Here is a 17,628-nt window from a genome sequence, read left to right as displayed (position 1 = left end):
GCGTCAGCGAGCCGCACCAGCCGGGCCGCTCCGCGGAATCGGCGGGGGATCGGCAACAATCCAATCACGTTTTCTCGCTCGCAGCGCGAACCACGCAAGGCGGGCGCGGGACCGTTTCGACAGGCATGATCATCTCGGCCATGGCGTCGGCGCAGACCTCCATGCCGGCACGCTCTGCGCCATATTTTGGCCATAGCCCGTTTCTTAAAGGCCCGAGCGGGCCATGTCCCCGCCTCTGTTTTGCGTCGCCCGGCCGATGCGGTCGCTTCGCAACCTAATCGCAGATCATCGCTGCGCCCCTCCCACAATCAGGATGGTCTGCCAACAACAAGAGGACTTTGTAATGCGTAAAACTCTTGCGGCTGTCGCCGTGCTCCTGGCCTTTGCTTCGTCTGCTGCCGAAGCGCGCGGCCGCCATCATCATCGACACTATGCACACGCACATTCCGGTCGTCCGGCCGCGTGGTGCGGCTGGTTCATGCGCACCCAGGTCGGCAGCGATCCGGGTCCGCAGTACAATCTGGCGCGATCCTGGGCACGCTACGGCAGCAATGCCGGCGGTCCTTCGGTCGGCGCGATCGTCGTCTGGCGTCACCACGTCGGCAAGATCGTCGGCCACGAGAATGGCCAGTGGATCGTCACCAGCGGCAACGATGGACATGCGGTGCGCACGCGGCCGCGCTCGCTGGCCGGCGCCATCGCGTTCCGAAACGCCTACGCTTCGTTCTAGCGCGCGGTCGCGCGAACTCGACAACGGGTTCGCGCAAGAAGAAAAAATCGGAGCTTCGATTCCAACTCAATCGGAACCGAAGCTCCGCGGAACTCGCGATGCTGATGTCCTCGTGCAAGCTTGCAACCCGCAGCGATATACGAACCGTTCATCATCACGGCTTACGCTGAGTCAGGGTTTCGCCCTGAAGCCCTCAGACGGGCGTCGTCACCTGCGTTGACCGGGTGGCGGCGCCTTTTCAGGAATACGCAGGCGTGCCTCAAAGATCGAAGAAAGTCGCGGCCCCCTCCCGGACCACTCCTTATTGGTCGGCTGCTTGCGTCAGCCTCCGCAATGGCGTGACCGTTTTCGTGGTGACGGGCGGCGTGCTCGGATTCCTGTTGGCCGCCAAGCACTATCTGTAGACATCACGGTCGCGTTCGGCACGGCAGCATCGCCGAGGCTGGATCAAGCGATCCGCACAACGCCGGGAGCAGCTTCGGCACGGCCGAAGCGAGCCGTCGGAACATCCGAATTGTCACCGCCGCAGCGTCCGATACGCTCGCAGCAATTTCGACAATCGGCGGGTGTTCCGGGGGGAGCGATATGCCTGACGTTCTGGTTGAGATACGCGAAGGCTGGCTCGCCGGCCAAGGCAGCGAATTCCTGGCTGCCATTCAGGATGCGATCAGCGAGACATTGCGAACGCCGCTGCATGACAAGATCCTACGCCTTGTTCAGCACGCGCCGGACAGTTTCTCGATCCCGGATTGGACCGGTGAGCGGTTCACGCATATCGAGATCACGATGTTTCCCGGCCGATCCGTTGCGACAAAGCGCGCGCTCTACAAGGCCATCGTCGAGAACCTGGCGCGGTTCGGCGTGCCGGCCAACGACATCAAGATCATCCTGATCGAGGTGGCGCGCGAGAATGTCGGAATGCGCGGTGGCAACGCCGCGTCCGATTTCGACATCGGATACGAGACGGCCGTCTAGCCGTACGACGGTTCTGATTGGATCAGAACCGTTGCTCCAGATTGCTTTTCCGATGCGCTTGTTCACGCGAAGCGGCGACGGCCTCGCTCGAGAACACTCCAGCTTGCTTGCCGCAACGGTCTCGACAGTCCCCGCAACTCACGCCATCGCTGGCGCATTGCGGCGGCGATAGACCATGAACCCGATCCCCGCGAAGCCCAGGATCATCATCGCCCATGTCGAGGGCTCGGGGATGGCGGCAACCTGCGGAACGAATGGTGTTTGACCGGTCAGGCTCCCGTTCCCGATGTTGACATAGCCATTCACGTAGCTGTGCCCTATCGGGTCGCTGGCAAGCACGACGCTGATGATTCCACCGTTCACTTGCAGCAGGTAGGCGTTGCCGGAGAAGTTGAACTCGTCATTGATCGAAAATCCGTTGAACTGGCCGTTGTTGTACTGAATGGCCGCATTCGGATCGGTGACCGTGAAGTTGTGGCCGTTCACGCTGAAGCTGATCGATGGAACGGCGTTAGGAAAACTCGACAGAAAGACATTCACAAATCCGCTGCCCGCGCCGGGCACCAGATTGTTGTCGTAGACGAATGAGCCCGCATAGGTGTCGCCCGGCGACACGACGCCGGTGAACGGGGCCGAGACATTCGCGTTGCCGCCGAATATTCCGCCCGAGAAATTCACGCTGGTGTAGGTGTCGGCGCTGGCCATGCCTGACATGAGGCCAAGTGCGAGCGCGGCGATGACGTATTTGAAATTCATCTCACTCTCCCAACTACTATTGCTTAGTATTTCTATTTATTAACAATCTATTTCTGAAATTGATACACGATTCGAGATACGCGCTTAATCGCAAGCAACTGCAATGAGTTAGCGGCCGCTCTCTGACGTATCTGGGACGGCGGACGCGCCGGCATGTATTCATCGGCGAGGCGCACGTCTCCGCTCGGCGTGCCCGCCTCAACGATCCCGGAGATGCCTGAGATAGGCGCAGAACATGTCGGCCATGGCGTCGGCATGGGCCTTGATCTCCGCGCGCGTTCGCGGGCTTTCCGAGAAATGCTTGCCGACCGTGCTCAGCGTCGTCGTGATCAGACCGCCGGCCGTCGCGCGGATCGCGTCGGAAGCGTCCGGCAAAGCCTCGCGCATGAAGACCGCGACGATGCGCTCGCCCGATGCCCGCACCTCGCGCGCTTCGGGCGCGTCACGATAGAGCGGGGCTGCGTCATTGAGCGCGACGCGCACCGCGGCCTCCTCGCATTCGGAACGGATGAAGGCGTGCACCAGCGCGCGCAGCCGGTCCAGGGGCGGCCGCGTGGCGTCTTCGAGGATATCGCGCAGCATCGCCGTGGTCTGCCGCCACTCGTCGCTCTGTAGCCGGAACAGGATCGAGGCCTTGTTCGGGAAATACTGGTACAGCGAGCCGACGCTGACGCCGGCCCTCTCGGCCACCCGCGCCGTGGTGAAACGCTGCGCCCCCTCCTTCGTCAAAACCTGAACAGCGGCATCGAGAATGGCCGCGACGAGCTCGCTCGAGCGGGCCTGTTGCGGCTGTTTTCGCGAGGAAATTGAAGACGTTCGCCGCCTGGCCATGGACGCCCTATGAGCACTTTGGGGAATGCGATTAGCGAATGCGACTAATTATTCGTATTTCTGGCGAGGCGCAAGGACGCGCCGTTGACGAACCGGAGACCAGATATGACCACCCTCACCTCACCGAAACTCGCGGGCTTGCTCGATCGCCTGTTCGAGCAGGCTTCCGCCGCGGTGGAGCAAACCCAGCTCGCGGTCGCCGACCTTTCCGACGAGGAACGGGATCGCCTGATGCAGAGCAGGACCGACTACCGCGCGCTCTACGAGCGGTTCAAGAATGCGCCGCTCGCCGTCTCGCGCGACACCGGCGCGCTGCTCTACATGCTGGCGCGCGGCGCTCGCGCGCGCAACATCGTCGAATTCGGCACCTCGTTCGGGATCTCGACGCTGCATCTTGCCGCCGCGCTGCGCGACAATGGCGGCGGACACCTGATCACCAGCGAGTTCGAACCGTCCAAGGCGGCGCGCGCCCGCGACAATCTCGTCGCCGGTGGTCTCGACGACCTCATCGAGATCCGCGAAGGCGACGCGCTCACGACGCTACGCACTGGCCTGCCCGATACGATCGACCTCGTGCTGCTCGACGGCGCCAAGGCGCTCTATCCCGACATCCTCGATCTCGTCGAGAGCCGCCTGAAGCCCGGCGCCTTCGTCGTCGCCGACAACGCCGACTACAGCCCCGACTATCTGGCGCGGGTGCGCGCGCCGGCGAACGGCTACCTGTCGGTGCCGTTCGGCGGAGACGTCGAGCTGTCGATGCGGCTCGGCTGACGCCGGAATGCAAGACGCGCGCGATCAGGCTGTCTTGATCTTGTCGACGATGGCGGACAATCGCGCGCGCTTTGCGGGGTCGGTGACCTGCGCAACGGTGGTTTCGAGGTCCTCGATCACGCTATCGACCTCCCACTTGGCTTTGCCTTCGGCAATCACATCCTCCGCAAGGTCGTCAGCCGTGTCGGCCTCGCCCAGGTCAAAAGCTGCGACGAGCAGCGTCGGGCGGTACCATCGATCGGCGATCTGTAGCCGCCTCGCGCGCTCGCAGGCCGCGATGACCGCACGAAGGGTCGTCTGCGCGCGCTCCTCATCACCTGCTTTTCCCCGCCGCCGATAGAGTCGCGGCAGATTGCTGGAGCAATAATAGGCGTTGAGATCAAGGTCCATTCCCTGCTCATAGCAGCAGATCGCCTTGGCAAGGGCTTCCTTGCACTCGGATGCGCTCGCCGTCGGTGCCTTGGAGAGGCGCTTGTAGCGACCGCCCATCAGGCCAAAGCGTTCCGGCGTTGGCCCCGCGAGATCAATCAGTGTCTGGATTTCGGCGACGGCCCGAACATCGTCGCCTATCTGGGCAACAGCGAATGCGCGATTTTCCTGCACCTCCGCCTGGTTCGCGAAACGCTTGGGGAGTCCGCTGGTGTAGTCGAGCAGGACGTTCCAATCCGCTTTGGTATCGACGCAGTCGCGCAACAACAGCAACAGGGCGAGGGCCTTCGCGTAGCTTAGGGGCGGATTCCCCTCCACGGCGACCAGTGCCTGCGCGCGCTTCATGCGCTCCGCCTTGGGTGCCGCACGCACCGCCCGGATCTTGGTCTGGAATTCGGCCTGCTCGGCGAGTTGATCCCGCATGGTTATCGCCTTCGCCGGATCGACCTTGCAGGGATAGCCAGGGATCGACTGGTGCATCGGCGAAACTCCGTCACGACGCGCCTCGATCTGATCCTTGATCGCGCCCTGCACGGCGACGGCGGTCGCCTCGGTAATCTCGCCTTCGGGCAGCGGATATCGAATGGTTCGCATCTGCGCGACGTCGAACAGTGGCTTGGACCAGTCGGCCGCGAGCAGGACACACCCTGTCTCCTGCGACGCGTGGCGAATACCGACCTCGTAATACACGTTGCCGTTCGGGATCGTCATGTCGGCCAGCACCAGATCGGCGAAGTAGAGCCGCTCCAGCATCTCGCTGATGATCAATGCGCTGGTGTCCTGGTCAGCGCGCACCGGCTCATACTTGAGCGCCTTGATAACCGGGACATAGCAACGATCCCACAACGCGTTGAAGTCAATCTCGGTCGGCCCACGCCCCGGCTCAGCCTGGGTCGCCTTGCGGCCGTAAGGCATGATCATGAAACATGACGGCATTCCTGAAATCTCCTAGTCCCATAATTTTTTCGTATCCAGCCAGTAAACCCACGTCGTCTTGCGCCCCGCCTCGTCCATCAGGTGCTTGGCGCCACCGGGACCATCGCCGCCTTCGCCGTTCCACAGGCAGATGAAGGCAAGTTTCTTGTCGCCAAACCGGGCGGCGCGCTCCAGCATCCATTGATTGTCGCGCTCATAGGCGTTCTCACCGGCCGACAGCGGACCCAGTTCGTCGGGCATGACATGGAGCGTCGCTTTCGATTTCGCAGCAAAATAGCGCGCGCGCCAATCGCCGCCGGCGAAATCGACCGATCCAGCAAGGAACGTCGGCTCGTCGAACGGAATATAGATCTCAAGCCGCATGCCCTGCGCGAGCGCGGCTTCCGCAAACAGCAGATCGCCGCCGCAGGCGCCGCCGCAAATCGCAAGATCGCCCTTGGTGACACCGATCTTCGCCAGCGCGTCGGCGATCGCAGCGGCCGCAACGGCCTCCTTGTCCGGTGGAAAGCGTGGGGTCTTTCGATCTGGCGCATCGATCATGTGACCGCTGAAGAGAACCACCGTGTTCGGTGACTTGGCGTCTTGTTCGGTAGCCATCGCGACACCTCGACTTAATGATTGGATCATCGTGTCCAGGTGACGAACTTAACCGAAGGCGAATTCCTTGTCGAAGCCGGGATCGGCGTGTCGCGACGCGCCGGTACGCGCGGCATCACGCGATATCGAAGGCCTGCGGGAAGTGTTCCGGCTTGACCTGCACCTTCGCGGCGAGCGCGCCGATTCCGGCGAGCTCGTCCATGTTGCTCGGGTCGTCCATCGCGGCGACCTTCGCAACCGCGTCCGTTGACCGGTCGATGGCGAGCTTGTCCTTCAACCACGCGGTTTCCAGCAGCACATTGTAGCGCGCATAGGTCGCGAGCTGCGGTCCGCCCTGGCTATCGGCCAGCATATCCGTGACCGCACGATCGATCGACCACGGGGTCAGGCACCTGGTCAGCCATTGCAGCATGCCGTGATTGACCCGTCCGCAATCGTCCATGAGCGATTGCAGCGACCGCACGCCCTGTTCCGCCGCCGGCATACGGAGGATCTGCTCCGTCGAATATGTCGCCTTGAATACGCCCGTGCCGGCAGAAATCAGCAGCAGCCTGTCGTGGCCGCTTTGCCAGCGGAAACCGTGGCCGTTGAGGGCAGCGAGCATCAGGAGCTGCAAGGCGGGATCGTTGAACGGGCTGACGCCGCCGTCGACAAAGGCGCCATTGACCGTGTGACCGTCGCGCGCCGAAATCGTGATCTCCTCCGGCTTGAAATAGGTCGGCGCCGCGGTGCTGGCGCGAACGACTTGTGTCAGCCGCAGTGCACCGTCCTGTTTGGCAAAGGGCGCGTCCGGATGATTGTGCAGCGGCCAGGGACTGCCGGTGTCGAGCCGCTTGGTCATGATCATCAGGCCGGTGCGGATACGATCGCCGCCGAGCACGGTATCGGCGCCGAGCTGCGCATCGAGCGCGTGCTGCAAGGCGTCGGAATCGAATTTCGGGGCCAGCAGCCCGCGGCGCCAGAACGATTCCTGGAAGATGTCGGTGCCGATCCCGCGATACAGCTTCTTCAAGGCGTCCACGGTCATGCCGCAGGCGAGCCCGGCCGCGATGATCGATCCGGTGGAAGTGCCGCCGATCAGATCGAAATAGTCGCACAGCAGCAGCTCGCGGTTTTTGTATCGGTCGCGCAAATGCGTCTCGATCGCAGCCAGGTATTCGAGCGTCAGGATGCCGCGAATGCCGCCACCGTCGAGCGCAAGGATCCGCTTCGGGCCGGCTTCGCGATCAAGATGCTGCTGCTTCGTCTTCGGCATGACTGCCCCCGCACAATGACTTTCGCTGATCTCGATCCGGCCGACCGATCACGGCCGAAGGCTCAATTGGTCGGACACCCTCGCGCCAACAGCGCCAGGGCTTCAAATGAAGCGATGCGTTCAAGTCGACGCATCCGCCAAATTTCGAAAAATCTTAGCCAGTCATCACGGAGCACGACGAGCACAGCACGCCGGCTCCCTTGGCATTCTGCACGCAGCACATCCTAGGGTATAGTGAGATATTTCACTGGCAGGCGGCTTTTCTTTTTCGCGTCCGGCGATCGCAGGTTTCAGAGCCGGGCTATCATGGATGCGCGGCAAGACGTGCAGCCGCGGCATCCGGCCGATGCGACACGGCCAGCCGTCGCATAAAGTTCATGCAGATCGGATTTTGCCATGCCCAATGATTTCTCGGTCTTTATCAGCCATCGCGCCGAAGACAGATTTCTTGCACGGCTTTTGAAAGCACGGCTCGAATATCTCAGCAGCCTGGACGATCAGCGTTCGCTGGAATGCTTCGTGTGCGAGGAGATTCCCGGCGGCGCGGAATGGCGGCAGTGGATGATCGACAACACGGCGAAAGCCGACTGCTTGATCTTCATCCACACCAATGCCGAGCACAATTGGACGTGGTGCGCCTCGGAGATTTCCCAATTCGACGGCTACAAGCGCGCGCTGAAGCTCATGTCAAAGGTGCTGTGGTTCTCGGTCGACAGCTCGCCCTCGTTTCCGATGCTGGCGGAGAACGAGTTCTACGGGATCGGCGACGACGAGGTCCGGCGGTTCCTCGAGGATCTGTTCGTGCGGCCGACGTTCGGCGCGGTGCCGCTGCGGCCGAAGCTGAACGCCAATCACGCCCGCGACTTCAACGAAGCGGTGAAGGACCTGCACGCGCAGTTCATGCAGATCACCCGGCCGGAAGAGTTGTTTCGTCTGCGGCTTCGCATCGTATTCAGCGACGAGCTATCGTTCCGGCAGAAGGCCGATACCCTGAAGGCATTGCCGCCCACTGACCGTGCGCGTGGATTCCTGAGGGATGCCAAGCTGGAGGCGGATCCCGCCACCACCACGCTGCTGTCCGGCCCCGATACGGCCAATCTCGACTGGCAGGATCTGCTCAGCGCCCAGAACCGCTACGACAGCGGCGCCTGGCTCGACGAGCTGACGAGCTATGTCGCGAACTCGTTCTCCGACGTCGATGTCGCCAGCCGGCGCAGCCGCGAGCAGGTCCTCAATCCGATCTTCCGTGATCTGAAGCTGTATCAGCCGGTGATCGCCCGGCTCGAATATCTCGACAACACGCCGTTCTCGGTCGTCATCATCTTCGTCCCGATGCCGCCATTCAGCGAAGACCCGAGGCTGATGGTCGCGCAGAACATGCCAAAGGACATCGTCTTCCTCTCGATCCTGCTGCGACTGGCACGACGCTTCAGATGGTCGTTTCTCGAGCCGCTCTACAACGCCGTCGAGGACCTCGACGAGGATTGCAGCGCCAAGCGATGGGACGATCTGCTGCAACGCTACCACGAATGCCTGGAAAATCTCGATTCGATCCTGCGGCAGGGCAACATGCGCGAGCTCGAAACCGTCGGCGACATCAAATCGACGATCAATATCGCCGACGATGCTCTGTTGAAGGAAATGTTCAAGGATTGGGGGACGTTTCAGGCCCGGCTTGCGCAGGCGATTGAGAAGAAGTCGCCGGGCGACGTGCGGCAAACGCTGGAGCCCTGGCTGAAGCGCAACAAGGACTTCATGAAGCAACTGCTCGTCGAAACCCAAGGCAAGGTGGAGAAGCTGCGGCCGCTGGAGGCCCGCTGACGCGCGTGCAGCGCGGCTGCGGCTCGACCGGCCGTGCCGCTCAGATCATCGAAGCGACGCGCTCGAGGCCGATCAAGCGTGCGAGCGACCGCACCTCGTTCTTCTGATCCTCGCGAAGCTGGAACAGCAGCGGCATCGCTGCCGACTTCAGCTGCTGGACTTCCTCGGAGTCGGGATCGATCGGCATGGCGCCGGCGGCGGGATCACCCTGGCGCTTGGCGTGGATCTTGCGGGCGACGGCACGCAGCGCGGTCTCGACCGCGGGCCAGTAATATTCCTGCGACGACGACAGCTTGAGCCGGTCCTTGATTCCGGCGATCTGGGCATCGCTGAGCAGCGCATAGTTCTTCTGCGGCGCCGGCCTGGCGGCGGCCTTCGGCTTCTGCGGCGCGGGAGCCGCCGCCGGTGCGACCACCGGTTCGGCGATCTTCGGCTGGACGGCGTCGACGGGGTCGTTGACCTTCGGCAGGACGATATCGGCCGGCTCGGCGGAGGCGTAGGCCTGACGCACCGTGTCGGTCACGCCCGGAATAGCGGCCTGGGCTCGCAACAGCAGCGGCGACGGATTGGCGGGCGGCTCGGTCGACTGCGGCACCTCGAACGAGGCCGCGGCAAGCGTCGTGACGGCGAGCTTGTCCTGCTTGCTGGCGCGATTGGCGACCGGACCGATATCGGCCCGTGCTGCCGGCAGGCTGTCACGGCCCAAAATGGCTGTGATCGCGGCGCCTGCGAGAAGGAAGCATGTCAGCGCGGCGAGGGTGATGGCTCTGGTCAAAAACAACTCCATTCCCGGCCGGTGTCATCGCAAACTGCGGACCAAATGCGGCGTTAGCGTGCCGCGACGACGCCAATTGGGTGAAATTCGTCCCGAAACGGCCCGAAATCAGGCCGCAAGGTCGAGTTCGTAGGCTTCCTGGATGTCCGCGACGATCTCATGCGCCGTCCACAGCGCCCCGGGCTGGACCGAATGCAGGCTGACCGTCCAGTTGGTGCGGCGGGTCGGCGGCGTCCTGACGATATCGAATTCGACCTGACGGCAGAGCGGATGCCGTTGCAGGGCGTAGAACACCCGGGTCCGGAGTTCGTCGAGCGATGCCGGGGTTTTGGCAAAGAGCGCCTCAAGGGCCATGTCGCGTTCCCACAACTGCCGGGCGGCCAGCCGTAGCGGCGGACCATCCCATGACGCCATTGTTGGGACTGGCATGGTTAATGCCGCGTTAAGTGGAGCGGCGGGATTTCAACGATCGCCTGGACCGAGCCGCACCCGCGCGCTCGCGGCCCCGTACTCCGCGATCGTCTGCGCCACGAGGTCGTCGACCGCGAGCACCCCGGTCACCCCCGAGGTGGAGTGACCGCCACTCCAGATGTCGCGCCAGCGCTTCGGGCGGCTTTCGCGGGCGCCGATGTCGATGTCCTTGCCGATGTCGATCGCGCCGCGCGCCGGCAGGTCGTCGGGATCGAGACCGGCGGCCTCGATCGAGGGCCGCAGCATGTTGGTCTGCAAACCGGTGAACGCCGTCGTGAGCAAGATGTCATCTGCGGTCGCATCGACCAGCATCTGCTTGTATCTGGCGTCCGCCATGCTCTCGCGCGTCGCGATGAACTTGGTGCCCATATAGGCGAGGTCGCAGCCGAGCGCCTCCGAGGCGCGCAGCGCGTGGCCGTCGCTGATGCCGCCGGCGAGCACGATCGGGCCATCGAAGAAACCACGCACCGCGCGGACGAACACGAACGGATTGAGCCAGCCGGTCTGCCCGCCCGCGCCGGCGGTCAGCAGCACGAGCCCGTCGGCGCCGGCGGCGACCGCGCGCTCGGCATGGCGGATCGAGGCGACGTCGGCGAAAACGAGCGCGCCGGCATCGTGCAACGGCGCGAGCACCGGCGCCGGCGAGCCGACCGAGGTGATCACGAGCTCGGGCTCGTGCCGCAGCAGCACGGCGAGGTCCTGCTGTAGCCGCGCGTTGGAGCGGTGCACGATCAGGTTCGGACAGACCGGCGCCGCCGCCTTGCCGCTGGCATCGGCATGCGCTTGCAGGCGGCGCTCGATGTCACCTAGCCATGCATCAAGCTGTTCCGTCTCACGGCAATTCACGGTCGGAAACGAACCGATCACGCCGTTGCGGCAGGCGGCTACCACCAGCTCGACACCGGACACCAAGAACATCGGCGCCGCGATCAGCGGCAGCCGGAGACGATCATGAAAGCGCGCGAGGAGATCAGCGGACAAGTTGTTTCTTCCCCGACTCATTGTGTTAGCGTTGCCGGCAACATTGGCACGAGCGAAGCCAAAGACAAAGACGGGAGGGACACCAGATGAGCGATCCGCTCTATGCATTTCCGGCGGTGTGCGAACAGACCTTGCGGGCGCTGGCGCGCTATCCGTCACGCACCGCCTTCGCGTGGCCCGGCGGCTCGCTCAGTTATCAAGGCGCGACCGACCTGATCGGGCGGATGCAGAGCGTGTTCATGCAGCTCGGATTCGCGCCGGGCACCCGCGTCGCCATGCTCACCGCCAACCGCGCCGATACCTGGTGCGCCGGCGTCGCCGCGCAATTGTCGCGGCTCGCGGTCACCTGGCTGCATCCGCTCGGCTCGCTCGACGACCAGTTGTTCCAGATCGAGGACTCCGAAGCCGAGATGCTGATCGTCGACGGCATCACGTTTCGCGACCGCGGCGGCGAGCTCGCGGCCAAGGCAGCGGGCCTGAAGAACGTATTCACGCTCGGCCCGGCGAGCTACGGCGTCGACCTGTTGCAGGTGGTCGAAGATGCCGGCAGCGCCAGCCCAAGGAGCTTTGCGCACTACGACGACATCGCGATCCTCAACTATACCGGCGGCACGACGGGCAAATCCAAGGGCGCGCTGCGCCATCATCGCGAGAATGCCGGCGCCACCACCGCGATCCTTGCCGACTTCGAGATTCCGGAGACGCCACGCTACCTGACGGTGGCGCCCATCAGTCATGTCGCGGGTACAAAAGTGCTGCCGACGCTGATGCGCGGCGGCACCGTGCACATGCTGAAGGGCTTCGATCCGGAAGCCGTGTTCAAGACCATCGAGCGCGAGAAGATCAACTCCACGCTGTTCGTGCCGACGATGATCTACGTGATGCTGGATCATCCGGCGCTTCCCAAGACCGACCTGTCCTCGCTCGAGCTGCTGCTCTACGGCGCATCGGCGATGTCGCCGAGCCGGCTGGTCGAGGGGATCGAGCGGATCGGCCCGGTGTTCTCGCAGCTCTACGGCCAGACCGAGTGCTATCCGATCTCGGTGCTGCGCAAGGCCGATCATGATCCGAAGACACCGGAGCTGTTCGCGTCCTGCGGCTTCCCGATCACCGCCTGCCAGGTCAAGATACTCGACCAGGACGACCAGGAGGTCGCGACCGGCGAGGCCGGCGAGATCTGCGTGCGCGCGAGCCACGTGATGGCCGAATACTGGAAGCGGCCCGACATCACGGCCGAGACGCTGAAGAGCGGCTGGCTGCATACCGGCGACATCGCCCGCATGGACGAGCGCGGCTACATGTTCATCCTCGACCGCAAGAAGGACATGATCGTCTCCGGCGGCTTCAACATTTTCCCGCGCGAGGTCGAAGACGTGCTCTCCCAGCACGCCGACGTGGCGATGGTCGCCGTGGTCGGCGTGCCCGACGACAAATGGGGCGAGGCCGTCACCGCCGTCGTCGTGGCGCGCGAGGGCGCAGCACCCGACGCGGACGAACTGATCGGGCTGGTGAAGGCGAAGAAGGGCTCGGCGCATGCACCGAAGCAGATCCAGTTCGTCAAGGAGCTGCCGATGACCGGCGTCGGCAAGGTCGACAAGAAGGTGCTGAAGGCACGCTTCTGGACCGGTCGCGACCGCATGGTGGGGTGAGGACGCAGCTGCGCACAAATCTATCACCGTCATCCTGAGGAGGCCGCGCAGCGGCCGTCTCGAAGGATGCACGGCCCCGATGCAGCAGCGCGCGCTCTGCTCGCTTGCGGCAACAGAGGGGCCGTCGCCCTTCGAGACGCCGCTTCGCGGCTCCTCAGGGTGACGGTGAGAGGGTGGACGGCGCAGCGAGGGTATCGGCGCTGGCACCCACCTTGGCCGCGTGCTGCCTTACATCCTGCCCGAGCAGCTGATCCAACCGTTCGCGCAGTTGATCCTGGTGGTAGGGCTTGGCCAGCCGCGGCAGGTCGACCTGGAAGCCATCGGGCAGTTCGGCATAGCCGGTGGCGAGCAGGACAAGGAGTTGCGGCCGCACTTCGCGCGAGGCCGCGGCGAGCTCCATGCCGGTCATGCCGGGCATCACGTGATCGGTCATCATCAGGTCGATCTCCTGGTCGCTCTTCAGGATATCGAGCGCGTGCGGTCCGGAACTGGCGCCGATGACGCGATGGCCGAGATCCTCCAGCATCTCCATGGTGGACATCGCGATCAACGGATCGTCGTCGACGAGCAGGATCACTGCCGACCGCCTGACCGGCCGCGCCGCGGGCGCCGGGCTCTCGGCTTCCGGCGCGGCGGTCGCGACCGGCAGCACCAGCACCGCCGTGGTACCCTTGCCGACCGCACTCGACAGCTGTAGCGCGCCGCCGAGCTGCACCGCGAGCCCGTGCACCATCGACAGGCCGAGCCCGGTCCCCTTGCCCACCGGCTTGGACGAGAAGAACGGCTCGATCGCCCGCTTCAGCACGTCCGGCGCCATCCCGGTGCCGCTGTCGATGACCGACAGTTTCAGGTAGTTGCCCGGCTGCAACGCCGGATCGTTCCGGGCCTGCTCGCTCCTGGCTTGCTCGCTCCTCGTCTGCCAGGCCGCGAGCCGGATCTCGATGGTGCCGCCATCCGGCATCGCGTCACGCGCGTTGATCGCAAGGTTGAGGATCGCAAGCTCAAGCTGGTTGGTGTCGATGCAGGCCGGCGGCAGCCCCTCGGGAATGTCGAGCCGCAGCGCGATGCGCGGTCCAAGCGATCGCTCCAGGAGATCGCTCATGTCGCGCACCAGCGCGCCGAGATCGACCGGCACCGCGCGCAGATCCTGCTGCCGCGCGAACGCGAGCAGCCGCTGCGTCAGCGATGCACCGCGCTCGGCGCCCTGTAGCGCGCCGTCGATCAGCCGTTGCAGGCGCGGATCCTCCGGCACCCGCTTGCGCAGCAGATCGAGATTGCCCATCACCGCCATCAGGAGATTGTTGAAATCGTGCGCGACGCCGCCAGTGAGCTGGCCGATCGCCTCCATCTTCTGGGCATGGCGGAGCTGCTCCTGCGCCCGCTCGCGCGCGGCGACCTCCTTCATCAGGTCGGCGGAGCGATGCTCGACCCGCTGCTCCAGCGTCGCGGTGAGCTCGGCAAGCGCGGTGCGCTCGGCGGCGAGCTGCGCCAGCAGCGCCTCGCGTTCGATCTCCGCGGTCTTGCGCGCGGTGATGTCGGAGCAGACCCCGACCAGCGAGCGGATGCTGCCGTCGGGCCGGCGCACCGCGCGGGCGCGGACGTCGACCCAGTGCTCGGTGCCGTCGGGCCAGATGTTGCGATATTCGATCTGGTAATCCGCACCGGTGCGCAGCGTCTGCTCGGCGATCTCGCCGCGGCGCGCGCGGTCATCGGGATGCACCGCATCCAGCAGGTCCTGATAGGTGAAGGGATCGCCGGGCTTGCGCCCGAAGAAGCTCTTGCAGGTCGGCGACGCCTCGAGGTCGAGACCCGGCAAATGGACCTCGAGCGCGCCGAGATGGCCGGCATTGAGCGCGGTCTGCAACAGGTCTTCGCTCTCGGTGAGGTCCTCGAGGATCTGGCGGGTCTGGTACTGGCGGCGGCGGCCGCGCACCGCCGCGGCCACCAGGCTCACCAGCGTGGTCGGATGAAACGGCCGCTCGACGAAGGTGACATTGCCGAGCACGCGGCCGAGCCGCGCCGCTTCCGGACTACGCTCCGATCCACCGCCCTCGCTCATCAGCACGATCGGAAAATCCGACCATGACGGCTGCTCGTTCAGCCAGCGCGTCAGGCCGGCGAGATCGGCGCTCCTGATCGCCTCATCGGCGATGATGGCAAGGCCCGCACCGCTTGCGACCTGACGCTCGAGCTCGGCGAGGTCGCCGCAGATGTTGGCGTAGTAGCCGGCTTCCTTGATCAGATGGGCGGTCTTTACGGCGTCCCGCTCGTTCGCGGCCAGGATGACCGCGCGTTCGGAGGACGGACCGGGCCTCATTGCGCGCGCCCCTCAAGCTGCCGCGCAGCACCAGACGGGGCATCAAGAAGCCGCCGGGCGGCGAAAGCCACGATGCCGGCGGCGGGATCGATACACGTCATGGGGCCCCTAACCGGAGCGAAACTCGCTGGTGCCGCCAACCGTTCCCCGGACGCGCAGTTATTTTTTGTCGTAGGGGCAGCCGCTTGGGCCCTCCCTCCGAAACGGCAGGACGATCGCTGACGACGGATCGGGCTCCGTCGCGGCCGCGCCGCCAAATATCGAAAACAACCCCATGCAAAGCAGCCGGCGGCGTCGGCCTTCGACACGACGACTTGACGCGTCGGGCAAATCAAGGGTACATTTCTAATATTCCGAAAACACTGCGTCGCCCGATCCGGGAAGGGGCCGGGATGGTCAGCCCCAAGCGACGCTGGCCCGCCTTAGCGCCGCTCGATCACCAGGCTCTGCACCGTCCGGCCGAAATAGCCACTGGTGTCGGCAAGCCGCGACATCGCCAGTCCGGCGCCGTCAGGCCCGATCCAGGACTCGCTGTCGAGCAGGACCCAGTCGCCGACCGGCTCCCGCGCCAGGCTCACCGTGAGGTCGGCGTTGATGAAGGTCCATTGGCTGAAATCGAGCGCCGGCGAGACGCCGTTGGAGAAATCCGAGGCGACCACCGCCCGCATCGCCTGCGACACGGCGGCGCCCGCGATCAACGGCCGGTCGACCCGGAACCAGATCGCGCCGGGTCCCATCACGCCAAAGCGGCCGCGCGCGGCCCGCATCGAGATGCATTTGACGAACGGGCTGTTCGCGAGATTACCCGGTTCGACCAGACTTTCGTCGGGGCCCGGCAGTTCGACCGGAAGCGCCGCGATATCAGGCGGCAGTTCGGCGGTCTGCTGCTTGATCTTCAGCACGCTGGCCGAGACCACGACCACGCCGTCGGCGAGCAGCCTGACGCCGCAGAGCTGGATCTTGCGGCCGTCGCGCAGGATCTCGCTTTGCACCGTCAGCGGCGCCACCGGCACCGGACGCATCAGATCGATGGTGACGCGCGCGATCCGCATCGGCACCGGCGTGGCGATCGCTTCGGCCGCCCACACCACCAGCGCCGCCGGCGCGGAGCCATGCTGCATCCGCGGGTCCCAGGGACCCGCGGCGTCGGGACTGGTGACGACGCGGTCGCCGTCAACCCTGAAGATCGGGTCCATCAAAGCGCCGGATCAACCGCTTCGTCGTACTCCTTCTTGAACCGGCCAATCAGCTCGGCCGCGGGCACCACCTTGGAGATGCTGCCGACACCCTGGCCGGAGCCCCAGATCTCCTTCCAGGCCTTCGGCTTGGCGCGCTCGCCCGACGAGTCGGTGCCGAAGCTCATCTTCGAAGGATCGGAGGTCGGCAGGTTCTCCGGGTCCATGCCGGCCGCGACAATCGACGGCTTCAGGTAGTTGCCATGCACGCCGGTGAACAGATTGGAGTAGACGATGTCCTCGGCGGAGGAATTGGTGATCATGCTCTTGTAGCCCTCGACCGCATTCGCCTCCTTGGTGGCGATGAAGGCGGAGCCGATATAGGCGAAGTCGGCGCCGATGATGCGCGCCGCGCGAATGGCGCGGCCGTTGGCGATGGTGCCCGACAGCGCGATCGGCCCGTCGAACCACTGCCGCGTCTCCGACACGAACGGGAACGGCGACAGCGTGCCGGCATGACCGCCGGCGCCCGCCGCGACCAGGATCAGGCCGTCGGCGCCCTTCTCGATCGCCTTGTGCGCGAACTTCTGATTGATGACGTCGTGGAACACGATGCCGCCCCAGCCGTGGACGGCCTGGTTGAGCTCCTCGCGCGCGCCGAGCGAGGAGATGATCATCGGCACCTTGTGCTTCTCGCAAAGCGCCATGTCGTGATCGAGCCGGTTGTTCGACTTGTGCACGATCTGGTTGACCGCGAACGGCGCCGACGGCCGCTCCGGGTGCGCCTTGTCGTAAGCGGCAAGCTCTTCCTTGATCCGGTACAGCCATTCGTCGAGCAGCTCCGGCGGCCGCGCGTTCAGCGCCGGAAACGAGCCGACCACGCCGGCCTTGCACTGCGCGATGACGAGGTCGGGCACGGAGATGATGAACAGCGGCGCCCCGATCACGGGTAGAGACAGGCGGCCCTTGAACAGAGCAGGCATGGACATTGGCGGCGGATCCTCAAGCTGGTTGGTCTCGAATGCTGACCGTCATACCAACAAGGCAATCTTTCCAGTGTCAAGTATTGCGTTATGGCGCTGCAATAAGGATGACAAAACCTCATCCAGGCAACGTGATTTTCTCAGGCGTTTGGCATCCCAGGCGCGATTTCGGAGCA

15 protein-coding genes and 1 pseudogene are annotated in these 17,628 nt (G+C 64.6%); 5 read left to right on the top strand and 11 right to left on the bottom strand.

All coding sequences use genetic code 11. From position 1 onward, the window contains the following. Positions 1-343 precede the first annotated feature (343 nt). Positions 344-730 carry a hypothetical protein gene (locus tag CWS35_RS10895; RefSeq protein ID WP_244442117.1) on the top strand — a complete coding sequence of 129 codons (387 nt, stop codon included), beginning with the start codon at positions 344-346 and terminating at the stop codon, positions 728-730. Positions 731-1,315: 585 nt separating this feature from the next. Then, positions 1,316-1,705, top strand: coding sequence for a tautomerase family protein (locus tag CWS35_RS10890; RefSeq protein WP_100951897.1), 390 nt, complete (start codon positions 1,316-1,318; stop codon positions 1,703-1,705). 138 nt (positions 1,706-1,843) lie between these two features. Here CWS35_RS10890 and CWS35_RS40600 read toward each other — a convergent pair. Together CWS35_RS40600 and CWS35_RS10880 are read right to left on the bottom strand one after the other, a co-directional pair. Next, positions 1,844-1,939: pseudogene (locus CWS35_RS40600) on the bottom strand (PEPxxWA-CTERM sorting domain-containing protein); the annotation flags it as partial. Positions 1,940-2,659: 720 nt separating this feature from the next. Continuing rightward, a complete protein-coding gene (locus CWS35_RS10880) occupies positions 2,660-3,292 on the bottom strand; it encodes a TetR family transcriptional regulator (RefSeq protein WP_100951895.1) in 633 nt (210 codons plus the stop codon). Between the two features lie 105 nt (positions 3,293-3,397). On the opposite strand from CWS35_RS10880, the gene CWS35_RS10875 reads away from it, so the two are divergent. After that, on the top strand, positions 3,398-4,063 hold the full coding sequence (locus CWS35_RS10875; protein ID WP_100951894.1) for an O-methyltransferase: 666 nt from the start codon (positions 3,398-3,400) through the stop codon (positions 4,061-4,063). 24 nt (positions 4,064-4,087) lie between these two features. Here CWS35_RS10875 and CWS35_RS10870 read toward each other — a convergent pair whose 3' ends face one another. The 3 genes from CWS35_RS10870 to CWS35_RS10860 form a co-directional block, all read right to left on the bottom strand. Then, positions 4,088-5,413 carry a TRAFs-binding domain-containing protein gene (locus CWS35_RS10870; RefSeq protein ID WP_100951893.1) on the bottom strand — a complete coding sequence of 442 codons (1,326 nt, stop codon included), beginning with the start codon at positions 5,411-5,413 and terminating at the stop codon, positions 4,088-4,090. Positions 5,414-5,440: 27 nt separating this feature from the next. Continuing rightward, positions 5,441-6,025, bottom strand: coding sequence for a hypothetical protein (locus CWS35_RS10865; protein WP_210202780.1), 585 nt, complete (start codon positions 6,023-6,025; stop codon positions 5,441-5,443). Positions 6,026-6,140: 115 nt separating this feature from the next. Beyond that, positions 6,141-7,280 carry a patatin-like phospholipase family protein gene (locus tag CWS35_RS10860; protein WP_100951892.1) on the bottom strand — a complete coding sequence of 380 codons (1,140 nt, stop codon included), beginning with the start codon at positions 7,278-7,280 and terminating at the stop codon, positions 6,141-6,143. A 396-nt stretch (positions 7,281-7,676) separates the two neighbouring features. Here CWS35_RS10860 and CWS35_RS10855 point away from each other — a divergent pair, with 396 nt between their 5' ends. Next, the gene (locus CWS35_RS10855) at positions 7,677-9,101 is read left to right on the top strand and encodes a toll/interleukin-1 receptor domain-containing protein (RefSeq protein WP_100951891.1); all 1,425 of its coding nucleotides are present in this window, start codon (positions 7,677-7,679) and stop codon (positions 9,099-9,101) included. Positions 9,102-9,141: 40 nt separating this feature from the next. Here the strand turns inward: CWS35_RS10855 and CWS35_RS10850 are convergent, their stop codons facing one another. The 3 genes from CWS35_RS10850 to CWS35_RS10840 form a co-directional block, all read right to left on the bottom strand. Further along, a complete protein-coding gene (locus tag CWS35_RS10850; RefSeq protein WP_100956226.1) occupies positions 9,142-9,876 on the bottom strand; it encodes a hypothetical protein in 735 nt (244 codons plus the stop codon). A gap of 108 nt (positions 9,877-9,984) precedes the next feature. Then, on the bottom strand, positions 9,985-10,230 hold the full coding sequence (locus CWS35_RS10845; protein ID WP_024579096.1) for a hypothetical protein: 246 nt from the start codon (positions 10,228-10,230) through the stop codon (positions 9,985-9,987). Between the two features lie 108 nt (positions 10,231-10,338). Beyond that, complete coding sequence (locus tag CWS35_RS10840; RefSeq protein ID WP_371682845.1) at positions 10,339-11,349, bottom strand: NAD(P)H-dependent flavin oxidoreductase; 1,011 nt, start codon at positions 11,347-11,349, stop codon at positions 10,339-10,341. A gap of 65 nt (positions 11,350-11,414) precedes the next feature. On the opposite strand from CWS35_RS10840, the gene CWS35_RS10835 reads away from it, so the two are divergent. Then, complete coding sequence (locus CWS35_RS10835; protein ID WP_100951889.1) at positions 11,415-12,977, top strand: AMP-binding protein; 1,563 nt, start codon at positions 11,415-11,417, stop codon at positions 12,975-12,977. 154 nt (positions 12,978-13,131) lie between these two features. Here the strand turns inward: CWS35_RS10835 and CWS35_RS10830 are convergent, their stop codons facing one another. The 3 genes from CWS35_RS10830 to CWS35_RS10820 all read right to left on the bottom strand — a co-directional run bounded on the left by CWS35_RS10830 (position 13,132) and on the right by CWS35_RS10820 (position 17,458). Continuing rightward, on the bottom strand, positions 13,132-15,294 hold the full coding sequence (locus tag CWS35_RS10830; RefSeq protein ID WP_024579093.1) for a hybrid sensor histidine kinase/response regulator: 2,163 nt from the start codon (positions 15,292-15,294) through the stop codon (positions 13,132-13,134). A 422-nt stretch (positions 15,295-15,716) separates the two neighbouring features. Further along, positions 15,717-16,490 carry a thioesterase family protein gene (locus CWS35_RS10825; RefSeq protein WP_100951888.1) on the bottom strand — a complete coding sequence of 258 codons (774 nt, stop codon included), beginning with the start codon at positions 16,488-16,490 and terminating at the stop codon, positions 15,717-15,719. Next, on the bottom strand, positions 16,490-17,458 hold the full coding sequence (locus CWS35_RS10820) for a nitronate monooxygenase family protein (protein ID WP_024579091.1): 969 nt from the start codon (positions 17,456-17,458) through the stop codon (positions 16,490-16,492). The genes CWS35_RS10825 and CWS35_RS10820 overlap by 1 nt, the downstream gene beginning before the upstream one ends. Between the last annotated feature and the right edge of the window lie 170 nt (positions 17,459-17,628).

The sequence above is a fragment of the Bradyrhizobium sp. SK17 genome, from assembly GCF_002831585.1.
Taxonomy (GTDB): Bacteria; Pseudomonadota; Alphaproteobacteria; order Rhizobiales; family Xanthobacteraceae; genus Bradyrhizobium.
The sequence above is the reverse complement of the archived record's forward strand: the minus strand, read 5'-3'. Positions and strand labels throughout refer to the sequence as shown.

Bases quoted from the DNA above. Each gene is read 5' to 3' on its own strand.
- CWS35_RS10895 (WP_244442117.1), top strand. From the start codon at position 344: ATGCGTAAAACTCTTGCGGCTGTCGCCGTGCTCCTGGCCTTTGCTTCG.
- CWS35_RS10890 (WP_100951897.1), top strand. From the start codon at position 1,316: ATGCCTGACGTTCTGGTTGAGATACGCGAAGGCTGGCTCGCCGGCCAA.
- CWS35_RS10880 (WP_100951895.1), bottom strand. From the start codon at position 3,292: ATGGCCAGGCGGCGAACGTCTTCAATTTCCTCGCGAAAACAGCCGCAA.
- CWS35_RS10875 (WP_100951894.1), top strand. From the start codon at position 3,398: ATGACCACCCTCACCTCACCGAAACTCGCGGGCTTGCTCGATCGCCTG.
- CWS35_RS10870 (WP_100951893.1), bottom strand. From the start codon at position 5,413: ATGATCATGCCTTACGGCCGCAAGGCGACCCAGGCTGAGCCGGGGCGT.
- CWS35_RS10865 (WP_210202780.1), bottom strand. From the start codon at position 6,025: ATGGCTACCGAACAAGACGCCAAGTCACCGAACACGGTGGTTCTCTTC.
- CWS35_RS10860 (WP_100951892.1), bottom strand. From the start codon at position 7,280: ATGCCGAAGACGAAGCAGCAGCATCTTGATCGCGAAGCCGGCCCGAAG.
- CWS35_RS10855 (WP_100951891.1), top strand. From the start codon at position 7,677: ATGCCCAATGATTTCTCGGTCTTTATCAGCCATCGCGCCGAAGACAGA.
- CWS35_RS10845 (WP_024579096.1), bottom strand. From the start codon at position 10,230: ATGGCCCTTGAGGCGCTCTTTGCCAAAACCCCGGCATCGCTCGACGAA.
- CWS35_RS10840 (WP_371682845.1), bottom strand. From the start codon at position 11,349: ATGAGTCGGGGAAGAAACAACTTGTCCGCTGATCTCCTCGCGCGCTTT.
- CWS35_RS10835 (WP_100951889.1), top strand. From the start codon at position 11,415: ATGAGCGATCCGCTCTATGCATTTCCGGCGGTGTGCGAACAGACCTTG.
- CWS35_RS10830 (WP_024579093.1), bottom strand. From the start codon at position 15,294: ATGAGGCCCGGTCCGTCCTCCGAACGCGCGGTCATCCTGGCCGCGAAC.
- CWS35_RS10825 (WP_100951888.1), bottom strand. From the start codon at position 16,490: ATGGACCCGATCTTCAGGGTTGACGGCGACCGCGTCGTCACCAGTCCC.
- CWS35_RS10820 (WP_024579091.1), bottom strand. From the start codon at position 17,458: ATGTCCATGCCTGCTCTGTTCAAGGGCCGCCTGTCTCTACCCGTGATC.